The 24,538-nt window shown below is 63.8% G+C and carries 28 protein-coding genes; 22 read left to right on the top strand and 6 right to left on the bottom strand.

All coding sequences use genetic code 11. From position 1 onward, the window contains the following. The first annotated feature begins 115 nt into the window (after positions 1-115). The 4 genes from LFT43_RS01120 to LFT43_RS01135 all read left to right on the top strand — a co-directional run bounded on the left by LFT43_RS01120 (position 116) and on the right by LFT43_RS01135 (position 3,219). Entirely contained in the window at positions 116-904 is a 789-nt protein-coding gene (locus LFT43_RS01120; RefSeq protein ID WP_395800448.1) for a hypothetical protein, read from the top strand. Continuing rightward, positions 904-1,653 carry a LamB/YcsF family protein gene (locus LFT43_RS01125; RefSeq protein WP_395800450.1) on the top strand — a complete coding sequence of 250 codons (750 nt, stop codon included), beginning with the start codon at positions 904-906 and terminating at the stop codon, positions 1,651-1,653. Before LFT43_RS01120 ends, LFT43_RS01125 begins: the two co-directional genes overlap by 1 nt. A 79-nt stretch (positions 1,654-1,732) precedes the next feature. Beyond that, the gene (gene pxpB, locus LFT43_RS01130; protein ID WP_395800452.1) at positions 1,733-2,326 is read left to right on the top strand and encodes a 5-oxoprolinase subunit PxpB; all 594 of its coding nucleotides are present in this window, start codon (positions 1,733-1,735) and stop codon (positions 2,324-2,326) included. Then, positions 2,326-3,219, top strand: coding sequence for a biotin-dependent carboxyltransferase family protein (locus LFT43_RS01135; protein WP_395800454.1), 894 nt, complete (start codon positions 2,326-2,328; stop codon positions 3,217-3,219). Before pxpB ends, LFT43_RS01135 begins: the two co-directional genes overlap by 1 nt. 218 nt (positions 3,220-3,437) lie before the next feature. On the opposite strand, the gene LFT43_RS01140 is transcribed toward LFT43_RS01135, so the two are convergent. Next, positions 3,438-4,793 (bottom strand): DUF445 domain-containing protein, encoded by a 1,356-nt coding sequence (locus tag LFT43_RS01140; protein ID WP_395800456.1) that lies wholly within the window; start codon positions 4,791-4,793, stop codon positions 3,438-3,440. 50 nt (positions 4,794-4,843) lie between these two features. Here LFT43_RS01140 and LFT43_RS01145 point away from each other — a divergent pair, with 50 nt between their 5' ends. Next, positions 4,844-5,743 (top strand): glycerophosphodiester phosphodiesterase, encoded by a 900-nt coding sequence (locus LFT43_RS01145; RefSeq protein ID WP_395802841.1) that lies wholly within the window; start codon positions 4,844-4,846, stop codon positions 5,741-5,743. A gap of 15 nt (positions 5,744-5,758) precedes the next feature. Here the strand turns inward: LFT43_RS01145 and LFT43_RS01150 are convergent, their stop codons facing one another. Then, positions 5,759-6,496, bottom strand: coding sequence for a fumarylacetoacetate hydrolase family protein (locus LFT43_RS01150; protein WP_395800458.1), 738 nt, complete (start codon positions 6,494-6,496; stop codon positions 5,759-5,761). A gap of 219 nt (positions 6,497-6,715) precedes the next feature. Between LFT43_RS01150 and LFT43_RS01155 the strand changes: the two genes are divergently transcribed. From LFT43_RS01155 to LFT43_RS01165, 3 genes are read left to right on the top strand one after another with little or no spacing between them, the layout of a single operon-like run. Beyond that, a complete protein-coding gene (locus LFT43_RS01155) occupies positions 6,716-7,195 on the top strand; it encodes a hypothetical protein (RefSeq protein WP_395800460.1) in 480 nt (159 codons plus the stop codon). Further along, positions 7,192-7,989 carry an AzlC family ABC transporter permease gene (locus LFT43_RS01160; RefSeq protein WP_395800462.1) on the top strand — a complete coding sequence of 266 codons (798 nt, stop codon included), beginning with the start codon at positions 7,192-7,194 and terminating at the stop codon, positions 7,987-7,989. The genes LFT43_RS01155 and LFT43_RS01160 overlap by 4 nt, the downstream gene beginning before the upstream one ends. Then, positions 7,986-8,297 carry an AzlD domain-containing protein gene (locus LFT43_RS01165; protein ID WP_265980764.1) on the top strand — a complete coding sequence of 104 codons (312 nt, stop codon included), beginning with the start codon at positions 7,986-7,988 and terminating at the stop codon, positions 8,295-8,297. Before LFT43_RS01160 ends, LFT43_RS01165 begins: the two co-directional genes overlap by 4 nt. Positions 8,298-8,314: 17 nt before the next feature. Here LFT43_RS01165 and LFT43_RS01170 read toward each other — a convergent pair whose 3' ends face one another. Beyond that, positions 8,315-8,977: a TetR/AcrR family transcriptional regulator gene (locus LFT43_RS01170; RefSeq protein WP_395800464.1), complete on the bottom strand. Its 663-nt coding sequence runs from the start codon at positions 8,975-8,977 to the stop codon at positions 8,315-8,317. 70 nt (positions 8,978-9,047) lie between these two features. On the opposite strand from LFT43_RS01170, the gene LFT43_RS01175 reads away from it, so the two are divergent. From LFT43_RS01175 to LFT43_RS01195, 5 genes are all read left to right on the top strand, one after another. After that, positions 9,048-9,371 (top strand): MTH1187 family thiamine-binding protein, encoded by a 324-nt coding sequence (locus tag LFT43_RS01175; RefSeq protein WP_395800466.1) that lies wholly within the window; start codon positions 9,048-9,050, stop codon positions 9,369-9,371. 224 nt (positions 9,372-9,595) lie between these two features. Further along, complete coding sequence (locus LFT43_RS01180) at positions 9,596-10,240, top strand: NADPH-dependent F420 reductase (RefSeq protein ID WP_395800468.1); 645 nt, start codon at positions 9,596-9,598, stop codon at positions 10,238-10,240. Between the two features lie 85 nt (positions 10,241-10,325). Then, complete coding sequence (locus LFT43_RS01185) at positions 10,326-11,009, top strand: O-methyltransferase (protein WP_395800470.1); 684 nt, start codon at positions 10,326-10,328, stop codon at positions 11,007-11,009. Between the two features lie 15 nt (positions 11,010-11,024). Further along, positions 11,025-11,528: a GNAT family N-acetyltransferase gene (locus LFT43_RS01190; protein ID WP_395800472.1), complete on the top strand. Its 504-nt coding sequence runs from the start codon at positions 11,025-11,027 to the stop codon at positions 11,526-11,528. 57 nt (positions 11,529-11,585) lie between these two features. Further along, positions 11,586-12,476, top strand: a complete 891-nt coding sequence (locus tag LFT43_RS01195) for a spermidine synthase (RefSeq protein WP_395800474.1) — start codon at positions 11,586-11,588, stop codon at positions 12,474-12,476. A 120-nt stretch (positions 12,477-12,596) separates the two neighbouring features. Here the strand turns inward: LFT43_RS01195 and LFT43_RS01200 are convergent, their stop codons facing one another. After that, positions 12,597-13,493, bottom strand: a complete 897-nt coding sequence (locus tag LFT43_RS01200) for a LysR family transcriptional regulator (RefSeq protein WP_395800476.1) — start codon at positions 13,491-13,493, stop codon at positions 12,597-12,599. A 129-nt stretch (positions 13,494-13,622) separates the two neighbouring features. Here LFT43_RS01200 and LFT43_RS01205 point away from each other — a divergent pair, with 129 nt between their 5' ends. The 8 genes from LFT43_RS01205 (at position 13,623) to LFT43_RS01240 (ending at position 22,960) form a co-directional block, all read left to right on the top strand. Continuing rightward, positions 13,623-15,053, top strand: coding sequence for an MFS transporter (locus tag LFT43_RS01205; RefSeq protein ID WP_395800478.1), 1,431 nt, complete (start codon positions 13,623-13,625; stop codon positions 15,051-15,053). Beyond that, positions 15,050-15,793 (top strand): 3-hydroxybutyrate dehydrogenase, encoded by a 744-nt coding sequence (locus LFT43_RS01210; RefSeq protein WP_395800480.1) that lies wholly within the window; start codon positions 15,050-15,052, stop codon positions 15,791-15,793. The genes LFT43_RS01205 and LFT43_RS01210 overlap by 4 nt, the downstream gene beginning before the upstream one ends. Before the next feature lie 117 nt (positions 15,794-15,910). After that, on the top strand, positions 15,911-17,053 hold the full coding sequence (locus LFT43_RS01215; RefSeq protein WP_395800482.1) for a diguanylate cyclase: 1,143 nt from the start codon (positions 15,911-15,913) through the stop codon (positions 17,051-17,053). Positions 17,054-17,175: 122 nt separating this feature from the next. Continuing rightward, positions 17,176-18,612 (top strand): GH32 C-terminal domain-containing protein, encoded by a 1,437-nt coding sequence (locus LFT43_RS01220; protein WP_395800484.1) that lies wholly within the window; start codon positions 17,176-17,178, stop codon positions 18,610-18,612. A gap of 48 nt (positions 18,613-18,660) precedes the next feature. Then, the gene (locus LFT43_RS01225) at positions 18,661-20,001 is read left to right on the top strand and encodes an ABC transporter substrate-binding protein (RefSeq protein WP_395800486.1); all 1,341 of its coding nucleotides are present in this window, start codon (positions 18,661-18,663) and stop codon (positions 19,999-20,001) included. A gap of 46 nt (positions 20,002-20,047) precedes the next feature. After that, positions 20,048-20,929: a carbohydrate ABC transporter permease gene (locus LFT43_RS01230; RefSeq protein ID WP_395800488.1), complete on the top strand. Its 882-nt coding sequence runs from the start codon at positions 20,048-20,050 to the stop codon at positions 20,927-20,929. Then, positions 20,926-21,831 (top strand): carbohydrate ABC transporter permease, encoded by a 906-nt coding sequence (locus LFT43_RS01235; protein WP_234754003.1) that lies wholly within the window; start codon positions 20,926-20,928, stop codon positions 21,829-21,831. The genes LFT43_RS01230 and LFT43_RS01235 overlap by 4 nt, the downstream gene beginning before the upstream one ends. Before the next feature lie 91 nt (positions 21,832-21,922). Next, a complete protein-coding gene (locus LFT43_RS01240) occupies positions 21,923-22,960 on the top strand; it encodes a LacI family DNA-binding transcriptional regulator (protein ID WP_395800490.1) in 1,038 nt (345 codons plus the stop codon). 31 nt (positions 22,961-22,991) lie between these two features. On the opposite strand, the gene LFT43_RS01245 is transcribed toward LFT43_RS01240, so the two are convergent. Further along, positions 22,992-23,216: a helix-turn-helix domain-containing protein gene (locus LFT43_RS01245; protein ID WP_395802843.1), complete on the bottom strand. Its 225-nt coding sequence runs from the start codon at positions 23,214-23,216 to the stop codon at positions 22,992-22,994. Positions 23,217-23,218: 2 nt separating this feature from the next. Continuing rightward, complete coding sequence (locus LFT43_RS01250) at positions 23,219-23,503, bottom strand: hypothetical protein (protein WP_395800492.1); 285 nt, start codon at positions 23,501-23,503, stop codon at positions 23,219-23,221. Between the two features lie 237 nt (positions 23,504-23,740). Here LFT43_RS01250 and LFT43_RS01255 point away from each other — a divergent pair, with 237 nt between their 5' ends. Then, positions 23,741-24,385, top strand: coding sequence for a hypothetical protein (locus LFT43_RS01255; protein ID WP_395800494.1), 645 nt, complete (start codon positions 23,741-23,743; stop codon positions 24,383-24,385). The last annotated feature ends 153 nt before the right edge of the window (positions 24,386-24,538 follow it).

Raw genomic sequence — 24,538 nt, forward strand, 5'->3', positions numbered from 1 at the left:
TTCGTTGGACTGTTCCCGCGAACGCCTTAAAGTCTACGCCGGGGAGGGGGTGCGTGGCCTAGGCTAGGCCAAGGAACTACCGCAAGAATCCAACGGCTGAATGCAGAGGTGAAGAATGGCCAAGCGACCCAATCCAGCAGTGAAGATCGCGCAGGAAACCGCCCATAACGCCGTGTTCGACGCCAACGGCAACGCCAAGCCCGGTGTCCACAATGTGCTGCTTCGCGCCGTCGAGGTGCAGCGTCCCCTTGTCTTGGCGAACTTGCGCCGGCTGCAGCGCAAGCACCCGCAGGCCACCGCGGCGCAGCTGGCCGCCAAACTGGAGCGCGACTACCTCGTCGCAGTCACTGGCGGGGGTGCCGCCGTCGGGGCGACCGCCGTCGTGCCCGGCATCGGCACCGCAGCCTCGCTGGGCCTGTCCGCGGTGGCCACTATCGGCTTCCTGGAAGGAACCGCGCTCTACGCGGCTTCCCTGGCCGAGCTCCACGGCATCCGCCTGACCGATCCTGACCGTGCCCGCACCATGGTCATGGCCATCATGCTCGGGGAAGAGGGCACCGCCCTGCTGGGCTCCCTCAGCGGACAATCCCTCGGCAAGGGCAAAGGCGTGACCCAGGCTTGGGGCAAGACCCTTACCAAGAAGCTGCCTGGCGGCGGATTCGGGGTCATTCGTGATGCAATCCAGCGCGCCTTCCTCAAGAGGCTAGTCAGGCGCCAAGGCACCGCTTTCCTTGGTCGCGCCCTGCCCTTCGGCGTGGGGGCCGTGGTGGGCGGAGTCGGGAACCGCATCATGGGGCGTGCGGTGGCAGCTGCGGCGAGAGAAGCATTCGGTCCTATGCCGGACACCATCCCGGGCGAGCTGCTCCCAGCCGCCCACCAGAACGCGCTGGAAGGCGGAAAATAGTGGATCTCAACGCTGATTCGGGGGAGTCGTTCGGCTCCTGGACCATGGGGAACGACGCCCCGATGTTCCGGATTGTCAGCAGCGCCAACGTCGCTTGCGGCTTCCACGCAGGCGACCCAGTGACCATGCTGGACAGCTGCCGTGCGGCCTTCGAATTCGACGTCCGGGTCGGCGCCCATGTGGGCTACCGGGACCTGCACGGCTTCGGCCGCCGCGCGATGGACATGTCCTTCGATGAGCTCTTCGGCGACGTCCTCTACCAGCTCGGTGCCCTGGATGGGATGGCCCACGCGGTGGGCGCCTCCGTGGACTACGTGAAACCGCATGGCGCCCTTTACAACAGGATCGTCCACGACGTGGAGCAGGCAGAAGCGGTGGTTGCCGCCGTTCACGCTTACGATCCCGGGCTTCCTGTCCTTGGCCTCCCGGGTTCCGCGTTCCTGCGCATCGCCGAAGAATCCGGTCATCCGGTGTTCCGGGAGGCTTTCGTGGACCGCGGCTATCTGCCCGACGGCACGCTGGTGCCGCGCTCGCAGGAGGGCGCCGTGGTGCACGATGCCGCCACCGTAGTTGAGCGGGCCGTGCGCTTTGCCGTGCGGGGCGAGGTGCTGGCCGTGGACGGAACGGTGGTGCGCGTGAAGCCCGACTCGCTGTGCATCCATGGCGATACCCCTGGTGCTGTAGAGCTCGCTGCGGCGGTGCGCGCCGGCCTTGAGGAAGCTGGTGTGGAGATTGAATCCTTCGCCTGAGGTTCTTGGAAGGCGCGGCGCCGGTTCGCCCGGCGCCGGCGGCCGGGCGTTTCTGCCCTGCGGTGACAGCGCATTCTTGGTGGAACTGCCGGATCTCAATGCCGTAGTGGCGTACTACCGCGGACTGACCGCGGCGGGCGTCTCTGCGGGCCTTTCCCTACCGCGGGGGATCATCGACGTCGTGCCCGCCGCCCGGACTGTCCTGGTCACCTTCGATCCCGAGGCGATCCGTTCCGCAGGTGTCCGCGACTGGCTGGAATCCGCCGAGCCGGCACGCGACGCCGTCAGCTCGGGCCGGGAAGTGACCATCGAGGTGTCCTACGGAGGCCCCGACCTTGCCGAAACGGCACAGTTCCTCAGTATGAGCGAGGCCGAGGTGGTCAGACTTCACACGTCCTCGGAATGGACGGCCGCATTTTCCGGCTTTGCGCCCGGCTTCGTGTACCTGGTCACGACGCATGAGCGGCTCCGCGTCCCGCGTCGGAACACCCCGCGCACCGTTGTGCCGGCCGGCGCTGTTGGTCTCGCGGGCGAATTCAGCGGCGTCTACCCGCGATCTTCGCCGGGCGGCTGGCAGCTGATCGGAACCACGACGGCGGCACTTTGGGATGCGTCCAAAGCTGAACCGGCGCTGATCCGGCCGGGCGACGTGGTGCGGTTCGTGGAGGCCTGATGGGGATTGTAGTGGTGAACCCCGGCCTACTTACCTTGGTGGAGGACCTCGGCAGGCAGGGTTGGGCTTCGTTGGGGCTGAGCCCTTCCGGTGCCTTGGACCGGCAATCTCTTCGCCTCGCCAACCTGCTGGTGGGAAATCCTGTGGACGCGGCTGGGCTGGAAATATTGCTGGGCGGGCTGCGCTTGCGGTTCGTGACCGCGTCCACTGTTTCGGTGGCGGGCGCTGAGGGAATCGTTACACTCAATGGTGCCGAGATTCCGCTCAACCAAGCCGTCCGCGTGGCTCCGGGCGCGGTGCTGGATTTCGGGGTTCCGCTGTTCGGACTGCGATACTACCTGGCTGTGCAGGGCGGGATCGATGCGCGCAAACTCCTCGGTTCCAGTAGCACAGATATGCTCTCCGGCGAAGGCCCGGCGCCGCTGAAATCGGGGGAGCAGTTGGGGATCGGCCGTGTGTCCGTGGGCAACGGTTGGGGCTTCGCTACGGGCGCGTGGCCTCTCAACAACGTCGGCGCCCTCCCCGCCATCCGACGCGCACCCGATCCCGGGCGCGCCATCACAGCCCGCGTGGACCGCGGCCCCCGCGCAGACTGGTTCGACGACGATTCCTGGCGCCGCCTCGTCAGCCAGGACTGGATCCTGTCGCCTGACTCCAACAGGATCGGTGCCCGACTGGTGGGCCGCCCCCTCTCCCAGACCCGGCACGAGGAACTCCCCAGCGAAGGCATGGTGCTCGGCGCACTGCAGGTGCCGCCGTCGGGCCTTCCCACGGTTTTCCTGGCAGATCATCCCGTGACGGGCGGCTACCCGGTGATTGCCGTGGTGCGCCGCAAGGATCTGGACTTGTTGGGCCAAGCCCGCCCGGGCCAGCGGATCCGTTTCCTCGGCTGAGGGTTCCCTCCACAGGACATGCGCCTCCGAGCCACTCAAAAGTGGACATGTCCCTTCTTCGCGCGCACGCCGCGTTGGACATGTCCCTTCCTGGCTGCGTGGAGTGGACATATTGGCATTATGTCCATCGCTTGCCGCTAAGGGTGGGCATGTCCCTTTCTTGCTGCTGCGCACCCCGCGTTGGACATGTCCCTTCCTGCTCGCTGGCTGAACGCGCGTCAGCCGAAAACCAGGTGCGCCACCGTGAAGATCGCGAGCCCAGCCAGCGATCCAACCACGGTGCCGTTGATGCGGATGTACTGCAGGTCCTTGCCCACCTGGAGCTCGATCTTTTGCGACGTTTCCTCGGCATCCCAGCGTGCCACGGTGTCCGTGATGACCCCGGCGATGTCCGAGCGGTACGTTTTGACGAGGTACCCGGCGGCGTCCCCGATCCAGGCGTTTACCTTGCCCGCCAGTTCGTCGTCGCTGACAAGCCGCGAACCGAAGTCCCGCACGGCGCTCTTGAAGCGTTGGGTCAGCTCGCTGTCGGGATCGTCGACGGCCGTGAGCAGCGCGTTCTTGATAGTGCCCCATGTGCGGGAAGCGAGTTCGCGGACCTCAGGGTCGCCAAGGATCTGGGTTTTGATGCCCTCGGCCCGGGCAATCATTGCAGGATCGTGCTGCAAATCCTGGGCGAGATCGTTGAGGTATGTATCGATCGATTGGCGCACTTGGTGATCGGGGTCCTGCTGCACCGCCCGGACGAACTTTGAGATCTCGTTGTAGACCCTGCCGCCCACAATGTCGTCCACGAAGGACGGAACCCAGAGGGGAGACCGGTCGGATACGAGCCGGTTCACCGTGGAGTGGTTCGCTTCCACCCAATCCGCCGCGCGGTCAACCAGCAGATCGACGAGCTTGTGGTGGTGGCCGTCGGCAAAGATCCGCTCGGCCATCCGGCCCACGGGCGGTCCCCATGGCGGAGTGAGCAGGTGCTTGCGGACCATGCCCTCGATTACTGCCTGGACGTCGTCGTCGTTCAGGACGGTGAACGCGCCACGGATCAGCGCGGAGCCCTCCTTGGCGACGCGCTCGGCGCCGCCCGGGGAAGCGAGCCACGTGCCGGCTTTCCGGGCGATGTCCACGCTCGCGAGCTTCTCCTGGACCACCTGCTCGGACAGGAAATTTGTCTCCACGAACTCCCCGAGCGAGGCGCCGATCTGGTCCTTACGCCGAGGAATGATGGCTGTGTGCGGGATTTTGAGGCCCATCGGGTACTTGAACAGAGCAGTGACGGCGAACCAGTCGGCCAGCGCTCCCACCATGCCGCCCTCGGCAGCCGCCCGCACATATTCCATCCACGGATACTGCTTCTGCAAGGCGAAAGCGGCGGTGAAAACTACCGCCATGACGATCAGGAGCGCCAGCGCCACCGACTTCATCCGACGCAAGGCAGCCGCCTTTTCGGCGTCACCGTTCCGTTGCCCGACGCCGGCCGCAACCGTTGAGGCGGCCTTGGCGCCTGCTTGCCGGGGGACCTCTCCCGGGAGGGCACTGTCCGTCACCGGGATTTGTTCAGAGTTCACCTGCATGTGCCCAGCGTAGCCCCGTGGCTGTCATCGGCGTGGGCTACCGTGTCCCCATGACGAATGACAAGCCCGGTCGCCCAGACCAAAGCACGGAGCAAAACCAGCGGCCCATGGTCTACGCCCACCGCGGAGCCAGTGCCGCGTTCGCTGAGCACACGCGTGCCGCGTACCTGAAGGCAATCGCCGATGGCGCCGACGGCGTCGAGTGCGATGTCCACCTGACCCGGGACCAGCACGTTGTCCTGCTCCACGATGCAAACCTGGACCGTACCTCGGACGGAACAGGGCCGGTGGCCGAGAAGACGCTGGAAGAGCTGCGCCAACTCGACTTCTCCTCCTGGAAGGGGGCCAGGATTCCAGAGCAGTACGGCGCAAAGTCGGAGCAGCTGCTGACGCTCGCTGAATTGCTGGAAATCCTGCGCGGCGCCGGCAGGGACATCGGCCTGGCCATTGAGCTCAAGCACCCCAGCCCATACCAGCTCAAGCTTGAAGACCGCGTGATGGAGCTTCTGAGCAGTGAAGGGTGGGACGCGGAGACGTCCATGCTGGACAACATCCAGGTTTCCTTCATGAGTTTCAGCCCGGATTCAGTCAAGCACTTGCTCCAGTTCGTTCCCGCGGAGCACATTTGCCAGCTGGTGGATGACGTCACGGTGGAAGAAGTCCGCGATGAACTTGGCTTGGGCGTCATCACCGGGGGAGCTGTGGCCAACGTAATGAAGGCGGCCCAGCAGGAAGGCGAACGGATCCTGGACGACTGCGAAGTCGGACTGGCCGGCCCGGGCATCGACTACGTCCGCAAACACGCCCGCACCGTACAGCGTTGGCTGGAATCAGGCCGCCGCTTCCGGGTGTGGACCGTTGATTCGGAAAACGATGTTGCCCTCTGCCAAGGCCTGGGAATCCACGAGATCACCACCAACAAGCCAGCGCAGGTTCTCGCTCAGCTTTAGGGTCCCAAGTGCCAGTCAGATGACCGTGTTGCTGAGGGTTCCGATGCCGCCCAGCGTGATGTCCACCCGGTCGCCGGGCTGCACAGCCACGAAAGTGTTCGGGGCTCCCGTCATGATGATGTCGCCAGGCTCCAGGGTCAGCCATTCGGTGACGTAGACAAGGCAGTTCGTGATGGAGGACGGCAGGTTGAAGGAACCGGACCGGGCCTTGACCTCGCCGTTGACTGCTACCTCGGTGCTGACGTTGTCCGGATCCTCGATGTCGGTCTCGATCCACGGCCCCAGCGGCGTGTAGTTGGGGCCGGACTTGCCCTGGAACAGTTTTTCGTCGATCTGGTTCTGGTCCACGTTGGTGACGTCGTTGACCACGGTGTATCCGAGGATGTGGCTCAAGGCGTTCTCGGCTGTGAGTTTCTCCGCGCGCTTTCCGATGACGGCAGCCAGTTCGCCTTCCACGTTCACCGTGCCTGCGCCGCGTACGGCCACAATGTCATCACCGGGGCCGGCGATGCTGTGGACGGACTTGTGCCAGGCCTGGATGGGCAGCACGTGGTTGTTATTGCCCAGGTTGTGCCCGATTCCAAGCACTACGGAAGGCCGCACCGGGGCGAGGAACACGGCGTCGTCCGCGGAACTGGATTCTCCGGTGTAAGCGAGGGTCTCGGCAAAGGGATCTTCGATGTGATCCCAGTTTCCGTTGCGTAGGACTGCGTGCTTGGGGCCGGAAGGGGTCTGTAGTCGGGCGATGCGCATGGAACTCCTCGTTGAATTTCTGCCGGACCGTTTGCCGGACCGATTGTCCTGGCCGGCAGCCAGGGCTTGTGGCGGTGGACATTGCCGGACAAAGGCCACCAAGAGAAGCTAACACTATGCTGAACTGAGTTCAATACTCTGAACGCTAGTGAAGGTGCTGGTTCAGCGCGGCGCCGTTCCGTTTATCGTGCCGGGCGAGGGCTGTGGTTGCATGAATACATGCCTTTTTCATGGTCCGCCCGGACAACCCAGACAATCTCCGCGGCGGCCCTGAGCGCACTATTGTTCGCGAGTGCCAAGAAGCACTTCCAGGAGCCGAGGTTCTTCTCTCCGGTGGTCCCGGACTATCTATGCCGTGAGGATTTTGTAGCCGAGCACTGCGAACCCAATACCCGGGAAGCCACACCACGGAACGGCGCTTTGGCGGTCATGTCCCGGGAAGAATGGATCGCGGTGAGCGGACTGCTCGAGACGGCCGCCGCCGTCGGGCTCCTTATTCCTGCCACACGCAAGGCCGCAGCCCGCGGCACTACGCTGATGTTCACGGCGTTCCTGGCCGGCCATGTGGACGCGCTCCGCCGCGCGTACTCTCCCGGAGGGACCGCGTCCGAGCGGCGGATCCACACACTTCGCCTGCCCTTGCAGCTTCCGCTGATTCTGTGGGCACGGAGCTTGGCTGGAGTGAAGCGGGGCGTATGAAACTCCTTGACTCCCCGGCCGTAAAGGTCGGCCTTTCCATCAGCATCGCAACGGGCCTCTATGGCATCTCGTTCGGGGCGTTGGCCTCGGCCTCAGGATTCAACTTCTGGCAGACCATGGCATTCAGCCTGCTCATGTTCAGCGGCGGCTCGCAATTCGCCTTCATAGGCGTCGTGGCCGGTGGCGGCTCCGGGATTGCGGCCATGACTGCGGCCGCGCTACTAGGCCTGCGCAACGGCATCTACGGTATGCAGATGAACGCGCTGTTGCGCCCCAGAGGTTGGCTCAAATACCCGCAAGCCCACATCACCATCGATGAGTCCACGGCCACAGCTTCAGGCCAAAGCGATCCGGATGAACAACGCCGTGGCTTCTGGACCGCCGGAGTCGGCATCTTCGTGCTGTGGAACATTTTCACGGCCGTCGGAGCTTTGGCAGGCGATGCCTTGGGCGACCCCAAGCAATGGGGGCTCGATGGCGCCGCGGTCGCTGCGTTCCTGGGGTTGCTGTGGCCACGGCTCAAAGGCCGTGAGCCGTGGGCGATTGCCGCAGCTGCTGCTCTGGCAACCATCATTGCGGTGCCGTTCGTTCCGGCCGGCGTGCCTATTTTGGTGGCTGCCGTCGTGGCCGGAGCAATCGGCTGGTTCAGTCACGGACGCAGCGATGAAGGCATGGAGCCCGACGTCGATCCCTACCCGCACGAGCGTTCACGCGCGGACCGCGCGGACAAGGCGGACCGCGCGGACCAGGCCGGCAAGGCGGACCAGGCCGGCAAGGAAAGGAGCGCCGAATGAACCTCTGGCCCTGGATACTGATCGCCTGCGGACTGGCGTACCTCACCAAGCTCTCGGGCTATTTCGTGCCGGCGAAGCTGCTTCGGAGTCCCCGGATGATGCGCGTGGCGGGCACCATGACTATCGGCCTGCTGGCGTCCCTGACGGTGGTCAATGCGGTGGCGTCGGGGCAGTCCCTCGCATTCGACGCCCGGCTCGGCGCCCTGGTTGCCGGTGCTATTGCACTATGGCTCCGGGCGCCGTTCCTCGTGGTGGTCATTGTCGGATCAGCGGCGGCGGCCTGCCTGCGGCTGCTCGGCTGGCGCTGACCCGGCACCCGGCGTTCCTAACGGTCGCTGCCGTGGGGCGCGCCGTCGTCGTGCGCTGGTTCCTGGAAGGTCATTCCCGGGATGGGAGTCTGAGCTGGCAGGGGGCGCGACGGGCGTTCGGTGCGGATGGCGTCCTCAAGGAGGGCAACCGGCCGTTCCCAGGCGCGGGAGCCCGGCTCCATGGTGTCCACTGCGCCGATCAGCATGGCAACAAGGCGCACCATGTCCTCGATCGAAATATCCCGGCGCAGCGACCCCTGCCCCTGGCCACGGGCAAGCAACTCAGCCATCGAATCGATCAATCCGCCAGTGATGCCAACAAGGAGCCCTCGACGGCCGGCGACAGCGCCAAGCAGGTTCGCGTCTTCACTGGCAACCTGCATCACTGCGTCGATCACCCGGATGAGTCCGATGGCGGCGTCCATACCTTCCAGGGCGTCTTCCGCGACGGGATCCACAGTCAGTCTGAGCTGCCGCGAAAGTGCGGCCAGGACGAGTTGTTCTTTGTCAGCGAAGTTTCGGAACAGGGTAGCCGGGCCAACGCCAGCGGTGGCGGCGATCGTCTGCAGCGGAACCTCGGGGCCCAGCTCGCGGAAGCACTGGCGTGCAGCCGTGATGATCTTGTCCACATTGCGTGCAGCATCAGCTCTGAGTGGCTTGCGTTCTAAGGGCCGGTCCATGCTGCTCACAGTAGCAACGGAGGGGCTCCCAATAGTTTTGTGACATTCTTGCCCATGAAAGACTGGATTCATGTTGCTTGCCTTCTCAGTTGCCCCGTCCGGCCAGCCCGCTGCTGGCACCGTATCCGTTGATGGCTCGGTGCACGACGCCGTTGCCGAGGCCGTGAAGATCGTCCGCGAATCGGGACTCCCCAACCGGACGGACTCGATGTTCACCACCATCGAAGGCGAGTGGGACGAGGTGTTCGACGTCGTCAAGCGCGCCACTGAGGCCGTGGGCAAATACGGAAACCGGGTTTCGCTGGTGATCAAGGCCGACATCCGCCCTGGCTACACGGGGGAGCTCACCGGCAAAGTCGAGCGGCTGGAAAGCGCGATCGCCAAAGGGGAGTAGGGTTCCGCTGGCGGCCCGAGGGCGCCACCAAAATGAACCTCCGAACCGTGGACATGAGTCCCCAGCGGGCGCAAAGTGTTCATAGGTATTTGGAACGACATGGCCACGGCGTTCCTCCAAAAATGCTGTTGCCATTTGTCCCCTCTGACGGACATGGTTCCGGCCATGAACGGTCCTGTGACCAGTCCGGGCTTGCCCTCATCACCTAAAATCTGGAGGTTGACATGACAACTGCAATTATCGGGATCGGTAACCTCGGTTCCCGGGTCGCCCGGAATCTTGTTCAGGGCGGCGAGCCGGTCATACTGGCGGCCCGCGATCAATCGGGCGCGGACGCGTTGGCGGGTGAGCTGGGTGCCCTGGCGAGTTCAGCAACCGTTGCCGATGCCGTGTCGGCGGCGGACACTGTCCTTTTCGCCTTGTGGCTGGACACGGGGAAGGAACTCATCTCCCAACTGTCGCAGGCACTGGTCGGCAAGGTGGTCATCGACCCCTCGAACCCTATCGGCCCCGATGGTCAAGGCGGTTTCACCAATACGCTGCCGGAGGGCGAATCAGCAGCCTCGATCCTCGCAAACCTGCTACCGGCCGGCGCGCACTTCGTGAAGGCCTTCGGCTCTCTGGGGGCTGATGCCCTAGGCTCGGCGGCCAACCGGCCGTCTGGACGGGCCGTTCTGTTCTACGCAACCGATGACGACACCGCAGCCGGAACCGCGGAAAGGCTCATCAGCGCCTCCGGCTTTGATCCGGTCAAAGTCGGAGGAATCGAGTCGGCCGGCCGGATTGAGCTGATGCGAGGCGACCTGCACCAGAACGGCGGGCTTGGCGGAAGGCTGCTGAACGTCGACGAAGCCCGCGCGGCCCTCTAGCCTATCTTCGTAGGCCGAACTTTTCAGGTGCCAGGGTGCCCACCAGTCCTTCCCTCCCACCGGGACCCGGTGCCAGACTGGGGCCATGCTTGAACACAAGGCCCAGCCCGCTTGGGTAGCCGTCGAGGAATACTTGTCCGCCGCCGTCGTCCGCCCAAACGCGGCGCTCACGCACGCGGTCCAATCCGCCGTCGACGCCGGGATGCCGCCCATCGAGGTGGCGCCCAACGCCGGCAAGCTGCTCAAGATGCTTGTGCAGATGTCCGGTGCCCGGCGCGTGCTGGAAATCGGTACCTTGGCCGGGTTCAGCGCGATTTGGATGGCCCAGGGACTGCCCGACGACGGCCGCCTGGTCACCTGCGAATACCTGCCGGAACACGCCAGGGTGGCCCGTGCCAACTTGGACATGGCCGGGGTGGGCCACAAAGTGGATATCAGGATCGGCCCGGCGTTGGAGACGCTTGCCGCGCTCGCCGAAGATCCTGCGCGCCATGGGCCGTTCGATTTTGTCTTCATTGATGCGGACAAGGAGAACGATTCCAACTACCTGGACTGGGCCATCCGGCTTGGGAGGCCGGGGACGGTGATCGTGATGGACAACGTCATCTGGGAAGGTGCCATCCTGGATCCTTCCATGGACGAGGTGAATGCTCCGGGCATCGTTGACGCCTTGGAGATGATGGGCAAGGACCCGCGCCTCGACGCAACGGCAATCCAAACAGTCGGATCCAAGGGCTGGGACGGGTTCGCGATAGCCCGGGTGGTGTAACGCTAGGCTGTGCCCATGGAATTTACCCTTCGTCCCGCCACGGTGGACGATGCTGAGTCCCTGACACGCATGCATTTGGCTGCTTGGCGCGAAAGCTACCGCCGTCTCCTGCCCGAGGAGTTCTTCGCCTTCCGGGAAGCTACTATCAACGCCCGGATCGAGAGGCAGCGGGAAGCTTTGGCGAGTTCCTACAAGCCGATGCTCGCGCTCGACGCCGAAGGCGTTTTGGTGGGCATCGCCTCTGCTGGTCAGGCCCGGGATGAGGACCGGCCCTGCGAGCTGGAACTGCAGATGATCTACACCCTGCGTCGTGTTTACGGTTTGGGTGTGGGGCAGGCGCTGGTGGACGCCGTGATCGGGAACGCTCCCGCCTACCTTTGGGTGCTTGAAGACAACCCCCGCGCCCAGGCCTTCTACCGCAAAAACGGGTTCCAAGCTGACGGTAGGCGCCAACTCCTGCCGCCGGACTGGCACGAACTGCCGGAGATCCGGATGGTGCGTCCCGCCGTCGGGGGCTGACCGCAAAGTCAGCCGCGTCAACTAGGGTTGAAGCATGACCGGAAGAGGGCGGCTGTAGTGGCAAAGCGGGGCAAAATCAGGGGCGCCGGACAGGTTGCCGGAGTCATCGAGGTGCTCGCCGGCACAAAGCCGGACGGTCCGGTGGAGGGCGTCTACTACATCGACACCGGCGACTGCGAACTCGTTGCAGACCCTGACAACTCCAACGGCTGGCTCCTGAAGATCAACGGGGTCATGAGCTCCCACATCGACGTTGCAGAGCCTTTGTTCCTGGACTTCGAGTACATGCGCTGGATCGCGGCTTTGGTCGAATCCAAGTGGCCCCCCGAGTCGAAGCCGAAGCTTCGTGCGCTCCATCTTGGCGGCGGAGCCTGTTCCTTAGCGCGGTACTTCCACGCCGCCTACCCGGACGCGCGCCAAGTGGTGGTGGAGCTGGACGGCAAGCTGGCTGAATACGTGCGCGGCTGGTTCGATCTCCCCAAGGCCCCCTTGCTTCGAATCCGCGTGGGCGAAGCGAGGGAAGTCACCGAGAGCCTCACCCCGGACACTCGAGACCTCATCATCCGGGATGTCTTTGCCGGCGCCTTCACCCCGAGGGCGCTCACAACCCGGGAATTCAACGATCATGCACAGAGGGTGCTCGCTCCGGGCGGGCTCTATGTCGTGAATTCCGGAGATGCCCCGGACCTCAAGAACGCCCGCGAGGACGCCGCCACTATCGCGGACACCTTCGAGCACACCATGATCATCGCCGACCCAGCGATGCTCAAGGGACGCAGGTACGGCAACATGATCATGGCCGGCAGCCACGAGCCCTTCGGCGACGATCCCCAGCTGGCCCGCGAACTGTTGGGCGGCGCAGTTCCCGCGCACATCTGGGACGATGCCCGGGTCCGGGCCTTCGCCGTCGGCGCCCACGTCCGGCACGACCCCCTGCCGGCCCCCTGACGCCCGCTCACCACCGGCCCCCTCGCCTCAAGAATTCGGCCAGGGAACCCTCCCGGCGTGGGCTGACGTAACTGCCGCTTTGGGCGCCCAAAACGACCGTGGCTCAGCAATCGATGCTCGCTAGCGGCGCGCCAGTAGCAGTTCCCGGTGCGCGGCCGTCTCCTCCTGCAGGGCGTGCACGACGGCTGCAACGGCCGGGCGGCGCATCGAGTCCGGCCGCAGGACCATCCAGTAGGGGAGTAGCTCCGCGAAGTCCGAGGGCAGAAGCCGGACCAGGTCCGGGTGCCGGTCCGCCATGAAACACGGCAGGAAGCCGATCCCGGCCCCGGCGCGGGTCGCCTCCACGTGGACGAAGACATTGGTTGAACTCAAGCCGTCGCGCATGGACGGGACCAGCCTGCGAGGGGCGTCGAGATCGTCCACTTGCAGCATCGAATCCACGAAGTAAACCAACTGGTGTTGCGTCAGCTCTTCCACAGTGGAGGGTACGCCGTGGAAAGCCAGGTACTCCCTCGAGGCATACATCCCGAGCATGTACTCGCCCAGCAGCAACGCCTCCGCCCGGTGCACCTGCGGTTCGCCCACCACCACCTCCACGTCGAGGCCGGAGCGCTGCTGGAGTGCCCGGCGGGTCACCGTGATGATCTCGACGGTGAGGCCGGGATGCGATCGCCGCAAGCGCGCCACGGCCGGTGCAGCGATGTATGCGCTGAAACCGTCGGTTGCGGTCATGCGTACGACGCCGGCAATGGGGTCCGGTGCGCGGTCTTCCGGTCCCAGCGTGCCCACCGCAGCCTCGATCCGCTCCGCCACGCCCACGGCTTCGGCCCCGAGTTCCGTGACTTCCCAGCCCCCAGCGGCCCGCGCGAGGACCCGGCCGCCGAGCGCCTTCTCCAGCGCGGCGATCCTGCGGGAAACGGTGGTGTGGTTCAGCCTTAAGGCTTGGGCCGCCGTCGTGAACTTACCTGAGCGCGATACGGCGAGGAGGACCAGTAGATCGTCCGGATTCGGATTCATATCTGCAATTATGCACACACTTGGTGCCATTTTGGCCATTGAAGCACCGATGATGTGCGGCAATACTCATTGGAGCATTTCGTGTTGTGGATCACAGCACATGTCAGCGTGGACACTAAGGAGATGGACATGAGCGTAGGACAACGCTCCGCAGCAGGCGCTGGCCAGCCCGACGGGCACTCCAGCAGCAAGGCCACAGGTGCAACCGGCAACGGCCCAGCAAGCAAAGGCTCAGGCCTCAAGAAAATCGTCGCGGCCTCGATGGTGGGCACAGTGGTGGAATGGTACGAATTCTTCCTCTACGCCACCGCCGCAACGCTGGTTTTCGGCAAGTACTTCTTCCCGCCCACCGGCAACGAGCTTGACGGCATCATCCAGGCATTCCTGACGTACGCAGTGGGCTTCGTGGCCCGGCCCCTGGGCGGCATCGTCTTTGGCCAGATCGGCGACAGGCTAGGCCGCAAACCCACCCTGCAGCTCACCATCGTGATTGTTGGTGTCTCCACCTTCCTCATGGGTTGCCTCCCCGGCTTCGCCGACCTCGGTTACTGGGCGCCGGCCATGCTCGTGGCACTCCGCTTCATCCAGGGCTTCGCGCTGGGTGGCGAATGGGGCGGCGCGGTGCTGCTGGTGGCAGAACACAGCCCCAACAAGTCGCGTGGCTTCTGGTCAAGCTGGCCGCAGGCCGCCGTTCCAGTCGGCAACCTCCTCGCCACGCTGGTCCTGTTCATCATGTCCACCACGCTCAGCAGCGCGGCCTTCCTTGGCTGGGGCTGGCGTGTGGCCTTCTGGCTCTCCGCCGTGATCGTCTTCGTGGGCTACTACATCCGCACCCACGTGACCGAGGCGCCGATCTTCCTTGAGGCGAAAGCCCTGGTGGAGAAGGAACAGGCCGTCAGCTACGGCGTCGGCGAGGTCATCCGCAAGTACCCCAAGGGCATCCTGCAGGCCATGGGACTGCGGTTCGCCGAGAACATCATGTACTACCTCGTGGTGAGCTTCTCGATCGTCTACCTCAAGAGCGTGCACAAATACGACACCTCGTCCCTGCTGCTCGCCTTGCTGATTGCCCACGTCATCCACTTCATTGTCATACCCCAAATCGGCAGGCTGGCGGACAGCTGGGGACGCAAGCCGGTTTACCTGATCGGTGCCATAACCGGTGCCACGTGGCCGTTCTTCGCCTTCCCCATGTTCGACACCAAGAACCCCGTGGTGATCGTTGCGGCCGTGACCATCGGCCTGTGCCTGCACGCCTTCATGTACGCAGGGCAGCCGGCCATCATGACCGAGCTCTTCCCCACCCGCATGCGCTACTCGGGCGTCTCGCTTGGCTCGCAGGTCACCTCGATCTTCGCCGGTTCGCTGGCCCCGCTGCTGGCGACCCAGTGGCTCAAGGACACCGGATCCTGGATGCCCACCGCCATTTACCTGGTGATCGCTTGCGCCATCACCGCCGTCGTTGTCTTGACACTCAAGGAGACGCGCGGGGTGGCACTCGAGGACGTTGACAACGCCGACGCCGTTCGCCACGGCCTGCCGACAGGTGCCCGCGCATGACCCTGGAAGGCCGCAAGGCCTTGGTCACCGGCGGGGCGAGCGGAATCGGGGCGGCATGTGCCACGGCCCTCGCCGCGCGGGGCGCGAAAGTTGTGGTGGCCGACGTCGACGCCGCCGGAGCTGCAGCGCTCGCCGATAGGCTCGGCGGCACCGCCTGGGCTGTCGACTTGCTCGACACGGAGGCGCTGGCCGGACTCAGCCTGGATTGCGACATCCTGGTCAACAACGCCGGCATCCAGAAAGTCGCTCCCATCGAGGAGTTCGAGCCGGCAGACTTCCGCCGGATACTGGCCCTCATGCTCGAGGCCCCGTTCCTGCTCATCCGGGCCGCATTGCCACACATGTACGCCAACGGGTTCGGCCGGATCATCAACATTTCCTCGGTCCACGGTCTGCGGGCGTCTGCGTTCAAGAGCGCCTACGTCTCGGCCAAGCACGGGCTTGAGGGACTCAGCAAAGTGACAGCCCTCGAAGGCGGCCAGCGCGGGGTCACGTCCAACTGCATCAATCCGGGGTACGTGCGCACGCCACTCGTCGAAAGGCAGATCGCGGACCAGGCCTTGTTGCACGGGATCCCCGAATCCGAGGTCCTGGCCAAGGTCATGCTGACGGAGTCCGCAGTGAAGCGCCTGGTGGAGCCGGAGGAGGTTGCGTCGCTGGCCGCATGGATAGCGTCCGACGACGCCGGCATGGTCACCGGGGCCAGTTACACGATGGATGGGGGCTGGTCCGCCCGCTAACGCCCGCCCGCTAACGCCCGCTCGGCTGTTCGGCCCGGCAAGTTTGTTACCCGCGATTGCCGGGCCGAACGACCCCTGGATGTCGTAGGCTGGTGTGGCGTACGAGGGGAACTAAATATGGGTCTCGATCCGGTCAGTCTCAAGGTGGCTCTGGGCGTTGTCGCGCTCACCCTGTGCCTGCTGTTTTTCGGATCGTTCCGCCGGACCCGCTCCGCGTACAGCGGCTGGTGGTGCCTTGCCCTCGTCTTCTTACTTACCGGAAACGTGGCGTACCTGCTCACCGGGACGTCCCAGCAAATTTGGGCAGGTCCCCTCGGCAATGCCTTGCTGGTTGCCGGGGCATTCAGTGTGTGGGCGGGCTCGCGTTCTTTGAGGTTGCTTCCGACGCCGCGGTGGCAACTCCTCGCCGGACCCGTCGCCACCACTGTGGCCGCAGCGCTGGAGAATCCGGCCGCTAACGAATGGTCTGGCGGCCTGGTGTATTTGGCCATGATGTCCCTGGGAATGGCCCTGGCAACAGTTGAACTTTGGCGGCTGAAGCCCACTGTTTCCCGCACCGGCCGATCCCTGGCGCTGGCCGCGGGAGTCCTGGGCGCATTCTTTTTCGGCCGGGGGATCGCCTACGTCGTGGAAGGGCCCGACGGGCCGGACTTCGGTACTTATTTCAGCTCGGCAACCACCAGTGTGGTCACTATCGTGCTGCTGGTCACCGTGTCCTTCAGCATGACGGCGCTGAGCAACGAGCAGCTTATTAACGGCCTCAACGAACGTGCCACCCGCGACGGCCTGACGGGGCTTCTCAACCGCGTAGCCTTCATGGAGTTGGCCACCCAGGAAATCAACAGGCTGCACTCCGCGGGATCGGTCTCCACCTTGATCCTCGCCGACCTGGACCATTTCAAGGCCCTCAACGACAGCTACGGCCACGCCGCGGGCGATTCCGCCATCCAGGCATTCGCCGCCGCGTGCCAGGCCTCGGTCCGCCACACTGACCTCGTCGGGAGGTACGGCGGAGAGGAATTCACCATCCTGCTTCCCGGGGCCGACGTGGAGAGTGCCGAAATCATTGCGAGCGAAATCAGCCGCCGGTTGGCCTCGGCAAAAACGCCGCACGGAATCACTTTCCCCACTGTGAGCTACGGCATCGCCCCCAGCACCTTCGTCGACGCCGAGGTGGTCCACATGATTGCAGCCGCCGACAAAGCCCTCTACCAAGCCAAGTCCCTCGGGCGGAACCGCGCGGTCTGCGCGACGTCCTAACTGCGGTGATCTGACCGGCGTCGTGCGAGCTAAAACAATCTGCTAAAACGCTTGATCAAAAGTGTGACCTCGGTTACGCTTGCAGTGATCAAACGCTTTAGCAGAAATGGACATCAACGCTGATGACTTACTCAGTCTTCTTCCAGCCCGCCGATGGATGGGTCGGAGACTTGATCCCTTTCCAGAAGGACGGGGAGTTTTGGCTTTTCTATCTGCACGAGGTGCGGAACGAACCGAAGCCGGGAACGTCGTGGAATCTTGTGACCACCAAGGACCTCACGCGGTTCGAGGACCATGGGGTGTCGCTGCACCATGGTGGGCAGGGTGATGTGGACTTCAATGCGTACACGGGCAGTGTTGTGTGCGACGAGTCCGGAATTCACCACCTGTTCTATACGGGGCAGAATCCTCGGCACCTCGGCTCCGACGGGGCCCCGCTGCAACTCGTCATGCATGCCACGAGCACTGACGGAATGCTGACGTGGGTGAAGCATCCGGAGCTGACCTTCGGCGCCCCGGCCGGCTACGAGTCCGGCGATTGGCGCGATCCGTTTGTCTTCAAGGACGAGGCCAGCGGTTTGTGGCGGATGCTGCTGGCCGCACGGCACGCGGAGGGTCCGGAGCGCCGCCGCGGAGTGATCGCCCAATGCGTCTCCCCGGACCTGATGGACTGGGAGCACACCGAGCCGTTCTGGGATCCGCGCCGGTACATCACACACGAATGCCCGGAGGTTTTCGCCTGGGGCGACTGGTGGTACCTGGTCTATTCGGAATTCTCAGAGTCCTTCACCACCCGCTACCGCATGGCGAAAAGCCCGGACGGGCCATGGATCGTGCCGGCACGGGACACCGTTGACGGCCGCGCGTTTTATGCCTCGAAGACGGCCGAGCGGGATGGTCGCAGGTTCTTCTTCGGCTGGATCGCCAGCAAAGAGGACAACCGCGACGACGGCGCCTGGCAGTGGGCGGGCACGATGTCCGTCCTCGAGGCGCGCCAGAACGGCGACGGTACCCTAGCGTTTTCCTTCGCCGACGAACTTGTCGAGAGCTTCTGGGACGAAATCCCGGTAACCTTCGGCAATGCCCTTCCGGTGGCGCTACATGCTCCGGACGGGTACGCAGTCACCGTGTCCGATGAAGTCCTCCCTCGCCAGTTCTACGCCCGTGCGGTGCTGCAGATAGAACCCGACACAACCGAGTGCGGACTGCTGCTCCGCTCAAGCGCGGACGGGGACGAGTCCTACATCATCCGCCTGGAACCGAAGCGCAGCCGGATGGTGTTTGACCGATGGCCCCGGGAAATCAACGGCGACGCGCAATGGCACGTCTCGGGGGATGTCCCCTTCGAGATCGAGTTGGAACGCCCCTGCGAACTCGTACCGGGAGAGCACACCCTTGAACTTGTCGTGGACGGGGACCTCTGCGTCGTCGTCGTCGACGGGCAGGTCGCCTTGAGCGCCCGGATCTACGGGCTACCGGACGGCCGGATCGGCGTTTTCGCCGGTGAAGGCAGCGTCACCGTCACTGAACTTGAGATACGTAAGCGCACAGACAACTAAATACCCAGCGCCAAACTTCCGTTCAAAATCAAAGGAGATTGTCCCCCCATGAAGAAACTCTTGCGAACGGCCGCTGTAGCAGCAGCCGCAGCCCTCGCCCTCGCCCTCGCCGCATGTGGCAGCGGCGGCGGCAATCCGGCAGCCAACGTCAGCCCCACCGGCGAAATCAAGCCGCGGCAAATCTCGTGGCTTCTGTCCCGGCCTGCCGATGGTGCGGTGATCAACATCATGAAAAAGGTCGCCGACGAATACGCCCAGACCCATCCTGGCTTTTCCCTGAATCTGATCACGACCCCTGACCGGCCGTCCTACATTCAGAAGTATGAGACCCTCGCCGCCGCGAACAAGCTTCCGGAGCTGTTCGACACGGATGCGACCCCCTTCGCCCAGCAGCTCGCCAAGAAAGGCACGATGGTTGATGCCGAGAAGCTGCTGAAAGACCTTGGCGTCTACGACACTTACCGGACGAACGCGCTGAACTACCAGCGCTTCGACGACGGGTCCCTCTACATGATCCCGTTCCAGTTCGAGCTCGAGTACTTCTGGTACAACAAGGCCCTTTTCCAGCAGGCCGGGGTATCGGTGCCGAAATCAATCGACGACATCCCCGCGATGTGCACTGCCTTGCGCAAGGCCGGGATCACGCCGCTCGCTCTTGACGGCCAGGACCAGTGGCCCCTTGAGCGCTACGTCTCCTACCAGCCCTTCCGCGACGCCGGACCCGACTTCGTGCAGAAGCTCAAGAAGGGTGACGCGAAGTTCAGCGATAGCACCGGGCAGAAGACAGTCAACTGGATCAGCCAGCTCGGAGGGGCCGGTTGCTTCCAGGACGGGTTCTCGTCGCAGGGTTACTCCGATGCCCAGAACCTCTTCACTTCGGGCAAGGCTGCCATGTACAACATCGGCACCTGGGAGCTGCCGAGCCTCGCGACGGACAAGCTGAATCCGGCAGTGCGCAGTGACGTTGACTACTTCACGCTTCCGGCCACGCCAAGTTCCGCCACGGCCGCGAATGAGTACGTTGCGACCTCAGGGATCGGCATGGCGGTCAACTCAAAGACCTTTGATCCGCTGGTGAGCGACTTCCTGAAGTTCGCCCTCGCCAAGTACCCCTCGGAGTACGCGGCCACTGGCGCCCTCTCGCCCACGACGAACGTGCAGACGACGATTCCCGCCAACGCGACACCGCTCTACAAGAAGGCGATCGACCAGGCGAAGGATCTCGGGACGAAGCTCGCGATGCCTTGGGACACCCAGCTTGACCCGACAACGAACAGCAGGCTGCAGCAAGAGCTCGTGCTCTTGGCCCAGGGCAACATCAAGCCTGCCGAATTCACAAAAACGATGGATGACACCATCGCGCAAAACGCTCCGAAGTTCTTCAAGTAACCCCAAGCGGTGGGGGGCGCAGGCCCCCCACCCGAAAGGCACTCCCATGCTTCCCAATCGATCACGGCTCTCGGTCCTGGTCTTCCTGCTCCCGCCCCTGCTGCTCTACGGCGTCGCGGTGCTGTTCCCGATATTGCAATCGTTGTTCCTCAGCTTCTTCTCCTGGAACGGCATCAGCGACATGGAGTTCGTGGGCTTCGCGAACTACGTGCGCATGCTCACCGGCGACAGTGTCTTCTGGCACTCCTTCATCAATGCCCTCGGCTACCTCGCCATCTGCTTGGTCCTGCAATTGGGCGGTGCATTGTTCGTCGCCAGCCTCCTCACCTCGCTGCGCCGCGGTGCCGGAATCATCAAAACCCTCTACCTGCTGCCTGCGGTGATCTCGACGGTGGCCATCGCGTTCCTCTTCGTACGCATCTATTCAATCGATCCAGTGGGCCTGCTCAACCAGGTCCTCGGCTGGATCGGTCTCGGCGCCCTCGAACGTTCTTGGCTTTCCGACGTCAACACGGTCCTCGCGGCAGTCTCGGCCCCTGAAGGCTGGCGGTTCACGGGCCTGTACATGCTCATCATCTATGCCGCCCTGCTCGCCGTCCCGAAGGAACTTGAAGAAGCTGCGCGCCTGGATGGCGCCAACCAGTGGCAGCTGTTCACCAAAATCCGGTTCCCTTACATCCGGCCCGTGTGGATCACCACCACCATCATGGCCACAACCTACGGCCTGCGCGGATTCGACATCCCCTACCTCATGACCAACGGCGGCCCCGGCCAGTCCTCGGAGCTCCTGACGACCTACATGTACAAAACCGCGTTCACCAGCACCGACTTCGGCTACGCCAGCACCATCTCCGTGTTCATCGTCATCGAGTGCCTCGTCGCCGTCGGACTCATCTTGCTCATGCTCAAACGAAAGGCCGACGCATGACCGCGCAAACAGCCCCGGTTACCCGGCCGATCCCTGCCCCGCCAAGCAGCCCGGCTCCGCGCCGTCGGCGGCGCAAGCCAAACGTCTTCCGAAGCTTGTCCAGGGTGCTGATCGTCCTCATCGTCGTGGTGCAGGTCTACCCCCTCGCCTGGCTGTTCCTCACGAGCCTGCGGAACGAGCACGACTTCGCCACCGGTGATCCTTTTGCGCTGCCGAGCTCCATCAGCTTCGACAACTACGCCCGTGCTTTCCAGACCGGCAACCTCGGACAGAACATCCTGAACAGTTTCATCGTCACGATGGGTGCCAATCTCCTGATCGTCCTGCTGGGGATGATGGCCGCGTATGCGCTGCAAGTCCTTGGATTCCGGTTCAGCAAATTCGTCCGGGGCCTCTTCCTGATCGGCATCATCGTGCCGGTGCAGATCGCACTTGTGCCGCTGTTCATCGACTACTCGTCCGTGAACCTGTTGGACACCTACCAGTCGATGATCATCCCCTTGGCCGGGTTCGCACTTCCTATGTCGATCTACCTTTTCTCGTCATTCTTTGAATACATTCCCAGGGAAACCTATGAGGCAGCCTCGCTGGACGGCGCGGGCCCGTACCGCATCTTCGGACTGATCACCCTGCCGCTGTCGACCAATACCGTAGTGACCGTGGTGCTGGTGAACAGCATCTTCATCTGGAACGACTTCATCTTCGCGAACACGTTCGTGCTCTCCGAAGGACTCAAGACCATCCCGCTGGGGTTGCAGAACTACATCGGAGCGATGGGCAAGGTCGATTGGACTGCAACGTTTGCGGCTGTCTGCATCACCATCACTCCTTTGCTGCTCGTGTTCCTCGTCCTCAACAAGGCGATGATCCAGGGCCTCGAGAGCGGGGCCACGAAGGGATGAGGACGTGGCCACTGGATAGACTGTGAGGGGAGGGCCAATGACGTCTGAAGAAAGCTTGAGAGAACCCGAGGTTAACCACTTGCATCCACCTATGACTCCGAGGACGAGTCATCCGGTCACGATGCGGGAGGTAGCGGAAGGGGCTGGAGTTTCCGTTGCCACGGTTTCCCTCGTGGTCAACAACAAGAAAGACGCCAGGATCGGGGCCGGGACCCGCAAGCGCGTGCTGGACACGATCCGCGAACTGGGCTATCGCCCGAATGCCCTCGCCAAGAACCTGGTGAGTGGCAGTTCACGGTTCATTGGCCTCGTCGCTGACGCGATCGCGACGACCCCCTTCGCAGGGCAGATCATCCACGGTGCCCAGGACGAAGCCTGGAAACACGGATTCGTTCTCTTGGTCGCCAACACCGAGGGCAACGAGCCCGCGGAAAGGGACGCTATCTCGATGATGCTCGAGCACAAGGTTCGCGGCATCCTGTATTCCACCTGGTTCCACCGCCCGGCCGAGATCCCCGCCGCGTTGCACGAGACGGACTTCGTGCTGGTGAACTGCTTCTCTCCGGACTCCGACGCCCTCGCTGTGGTCCCGGATGAAGTTCATGGCGGACGGGAAGCAACCGACATTCTCTTGCGCAAGGGGCACCGACGAATCGCCTTTATCAACGCAACGATCCCAGCCCCGGCCAAGGATGGACGTCTCCAGGGCTACCGGGAAGCGCTCGAATCTGCAGGGGTCGCGTTTGACCCCCACCTCGTGTTTGACGCGTTTCCTGATCAGGAAGGTGGATACGGAGCCGTCAATGAACTTCTCAAACGGGACGTCACAGCGGTCTTCTGCTACAACGACCGTATGGCCATGGGTCTCTACGACGGGCTGAAGCAACAGGGGTTGTCGATTCCCGAGGACATGGCCGTCGTCGGGTTCGACAACCAGGAAGTCATCGCCGCCCACATGCGGCCACCGCTCTCCACTGTCGCGCTGCCGCACTACGAACTAGGCGCTGCTGGCGTGCGCCTCCTCCTCGGCGTCGATGAACCTGCCGGCAGCACCGTGGTCAAGATTGAGTGTCCGCCAGTGGAACGCGACTCCGTCGGAACGAACATTCTGACAGGCCCAATATTCTGACAGGACCGGCGTCACGTTGGAGTTCGACGTCCTAGCCTCCGGCGCCTTCCTGATGCTGCTCGGCCTCGTCCACTGCAGAGTGTTCAATGTAGGACTCCACCGCCGATTCCGGAACGCGGTATGACCGCCCGAATCGCACCGCGTGGATGGCGTGCGAGTGCACTAGGCGGTAGACGGTCATTCTGGATACCCTCAAGGCCTCGGCAACCTCGGCGATTGTCATGAATCGGTTTGCTGGAATGCCCGCGGCGGACATGTTCACCACGGCCTCCTCAACTGGCGGTAGTCGTAGTAGACCACCGTCGCACCCCTTGGCACGACAGTCCGCAAGCCAATCGATGAACCATTGATGACGGCCACTACGCCTTCCTGGCACCCGTTGAAAGGATCGTCTCCAGCCACGTAGTCGCCAACCTTGAAAGGGGAGGCCGTCACTTTGGCCTGCTTGGCTGCCCGGGAAAATACCCGGCGTAACCGTGAGGCCAGCGCGAAGCCACGCCGCACCCGCATCTGAACGATGTACCTCGATGTGGGATCAAACATCAGAACCACTCCCTTGCAGTTGCGATGTGCCTAGGGTAGGCGCCGACCTCACAAGGCACATGAGTGACTTTCACCCGTTATGCCACAGGGGCCACTCACGTTACTTAGTCAACTACTCGGACAGGAAGCCCGATTCAAGCAAGTGGTCATCCAAGTAGTCCGGGCAAAAGACGGGTAGGCGCTACGCAAGCCAGGCCGGGCGAACGGCCCCTAGGCTCGGAGCGTGAGCGGGGAACAATGAAACGAGCGGCAAAAGCAGGAATCGTAGTTGCGGGCGTGGTCGCGGTCGGATTGGCGGGGGCGATTACCCTCAATGCCACGCAGACAGGATCACACTCGATTCAGGGCGCCACGACGCCGGTCACCGCCAGCGCGACTCCCTCTGCCTCGGCTGCCAACAACACGCCATCCGCGACACCGAGTGGCGCCACCTCAACGCCCGCCGCGAATGCGTCCTCTAGCGCCGCGCCTTCAAGTCAGGCCCCAGCCCCAGCCCCGGTTGCCAGCTCCAAGCCCGAAGCACCAGCCGCACCGGTGCCAGCTCCCCCCGCGCCGGCTCCCGCGGCGCCGGCTCCCGGGGCGCAGGGCCTCGACGGAGCGGGGATCCAACGTATCGAGGACATTTGTACTGCCCGGCTCCAAAGCGACGCTGCCCATTCCGGAACAGTGACCGGAACGGTGGTGCCCCGGCCATACATCGTCGTCTCTATCGCCTTCTCCGGGACACCCGTACGGTCAACGGGGGCGACCGGCCTGCCGGCCTATGATGTTCTGATGAAGACCACCATCAAGCTGGCTGATGGTCCTGCCCAGGACGGACAGCGTGTATGCCGGGTCTATGACGCAGACGCGCACGTAGTAGATTGGCTCCCGGCCGGCTGATTCCGTGATTGTCGCCGGGGGTTCCGTGAGCGTGCACGCTGGGACTTGGTGCCCGTGAGCGCCAGGGTTCCGCCGAGCCCGATCATCATGACCCCGCCCGTCGCACCCAGTGTCGAAAGGCCTTCATTCGTGATTGCCGCGAGATGGCAGATC

This window comes from Arthrobacter sp. FW306-04-A (genome assembly GCF_044358315.1).
In the GTDB taxonomy this organism is placed as follows: domain Bacteria; phylum Actinomycetota; class Actinomycetes; order Actinomycetales; family Micrococcaceae; genus Arthrobacter.

Coding starts and splice junctions, on each gene's coding strand:
- LFT43_RS01120 (WP_395800448.1), top strand. CDS start 116: ATGGCCAAGCGACCCAATCCAGCAGTGAAGATCGCGCAGGAAACCGCC.
- LFT43_RS01135 (WP_395800454.1), top strand. CDS start 2,326: ATGGGGATTGTAGTGGTGAACCCCGGCCTACTTACCTTGGTGGAGGAC.
- LFT43_RS01140 (WP_395800456.1), bottom strand. CDS start 4,793: ATGCAGGTGAACTCTGAACAAATCCCGGTGACGGACAGTGCCCTCCCG.
- LFT43_RS01145 (WP_395802841.1), top strand. CDS start 4,844: ATGACGAATGACAAGCCCGGTCGCCCAGACCAAAGCACGGAGCAAAAC.
- LFT43_RS01150 (WP_395800458.1), bottom strand. CDS start 6,496: ATGCGCATCGCCCGACTACAGACCCCTTCCGGCCCCAAGCACGCAGTC.
- LFT43_RS01155 (WP_395800460.1), top strand. CDS start 6,716: ATGCCTTTTTCATGGTCCGCCCGGACAACCCAGACAATCTCCGCGGCG.
- LFT43_RS01160 (WP_395800462.1), top strand. CDS start 7,192: ATGAAACTCCTTGACTCCCCGGCCGTAAAGGTCGGCCTTTCCATCAGC.
- LFT43_RS01165 (WP_265980764.1), top strand. CDS start 7,986: ATGAACCTCTGGCCCTGGATACTGATCGCCTGCGGACTGGCGTACCTC.
- LFT43_RS01170 (WP_395800464.1), bottom strand. CDS start 8,977: ATGGACCGGCCCTTAGAACGCAAGCCACTCAGAGCTGATGCTGCACGC.
- LFT43_RS01175 (WP_395800466.1), top strand. CDS start 9,048: ATGTTGCTTGCCTTCTCAGTTGCCCCGTCCGGCCAGCCCGCTGCTGGC.
- LFT43_RS01180 (WP_395800468.1), top strand. CDS start 9,596: ATGACAACTGCAATTATCGGGATCGGTAACCTCGGTTCCCGGGTCGCC.
- LFT43_RS01185 (WP_395800470.1), top strand. CDS start 10,326: ATGCTTGAACACAAGGCCCAGCCCGCTTGGGTAGCCGTCGAGGAATAC.
- LFT43_RS01190 (WP_395800472.1), top strand. CDS start 11,025: ATGGAATTTACCCTTCGTCCCGCCACGGTGGACGATGCTGAGTCCCTG.
- LFT43_RS01200 (WP_395800476.1), bottom strand. CDS start 13,493: ATGAATCCGAATCCGGACGATCTACTGGTCCTCCTCGCCGTATCGCGC.
- LFT43_RS01205 (WP_395800478.1), top strand. CDS start 13,623: ATGAGCGTAGGACAACGCTCCGCAGCAGGCGCTGGCCAGCCCGACGGG.
- LFT43_RS01210 (WP_395800480.1), top strand. CDS start 15,050: ATGACCCTGGAAGGCCGCAAGGCCTTGGTCACCGGCGGGGCGAGCGGA.
- LFT43_RS01215 (WP_395800482.1), top strand. CDS start 15,911: ATGGGTCTCGATCCGGTCAGTCTCAAGGTGGCTCTGGGCGTTGTCGCG.
- LFT43_RS01220 (WP_395800484.1), top strand. CDS start 17,176: ATGACTTACTCAGTCTTCTTCCAGCCCGCCGATGGATGGGTCGGAGAC.
- LFT43_RS01225 (WP_395800486.1), top strand. CDS start 18,661: ATGAAGAAACTCTTGCGAACGGCCGCTGTAGCAGCAGCCGCAGCCCTC.
- LFT43_RS01230 (WP_395800488.1), top strand. CDS start 20,048: ATGCTTCCCAATCGATCACGGCTCTCGGTCCTGGTCTTCCTGCTCCCG.
- LFT43_RS01235 (WP_234754003.1), top strand. CDS start 20,926: ATGACCGCGCAAACAGCCCCGGTTACCCGGCCGATCCCTGCCCCGCCA.
- LFT43_RS01240 (WP_395800490.1), top strand. CDS start 21,923: ATGACTCCGAGGACGAGTCATCCGGTCACGATGCGGGAGGTAGCGGAA.
- LFT43_RS01245 (WP_395802843.1), bottom strand. CDS start 23,216: ATGTCCGCCGCGGGCATTCCAGCAAACCGATTCATGACAATCGCCGAG.
- LFT43_RS01250 (WP_395800492.1), bottom strand. CDS start 23,503: ATGTTTGATCCCACATCGAGGTACATCGTTCAGATGCGGGTGCGGCGT.
- LFT43_RS01255 (WP_395800494.1), top strand. CDS start 23,741: ATGAAACGAGCGGCAAAAGCAGGAATCGTAGTTGCGGGCGTGGTCGCG.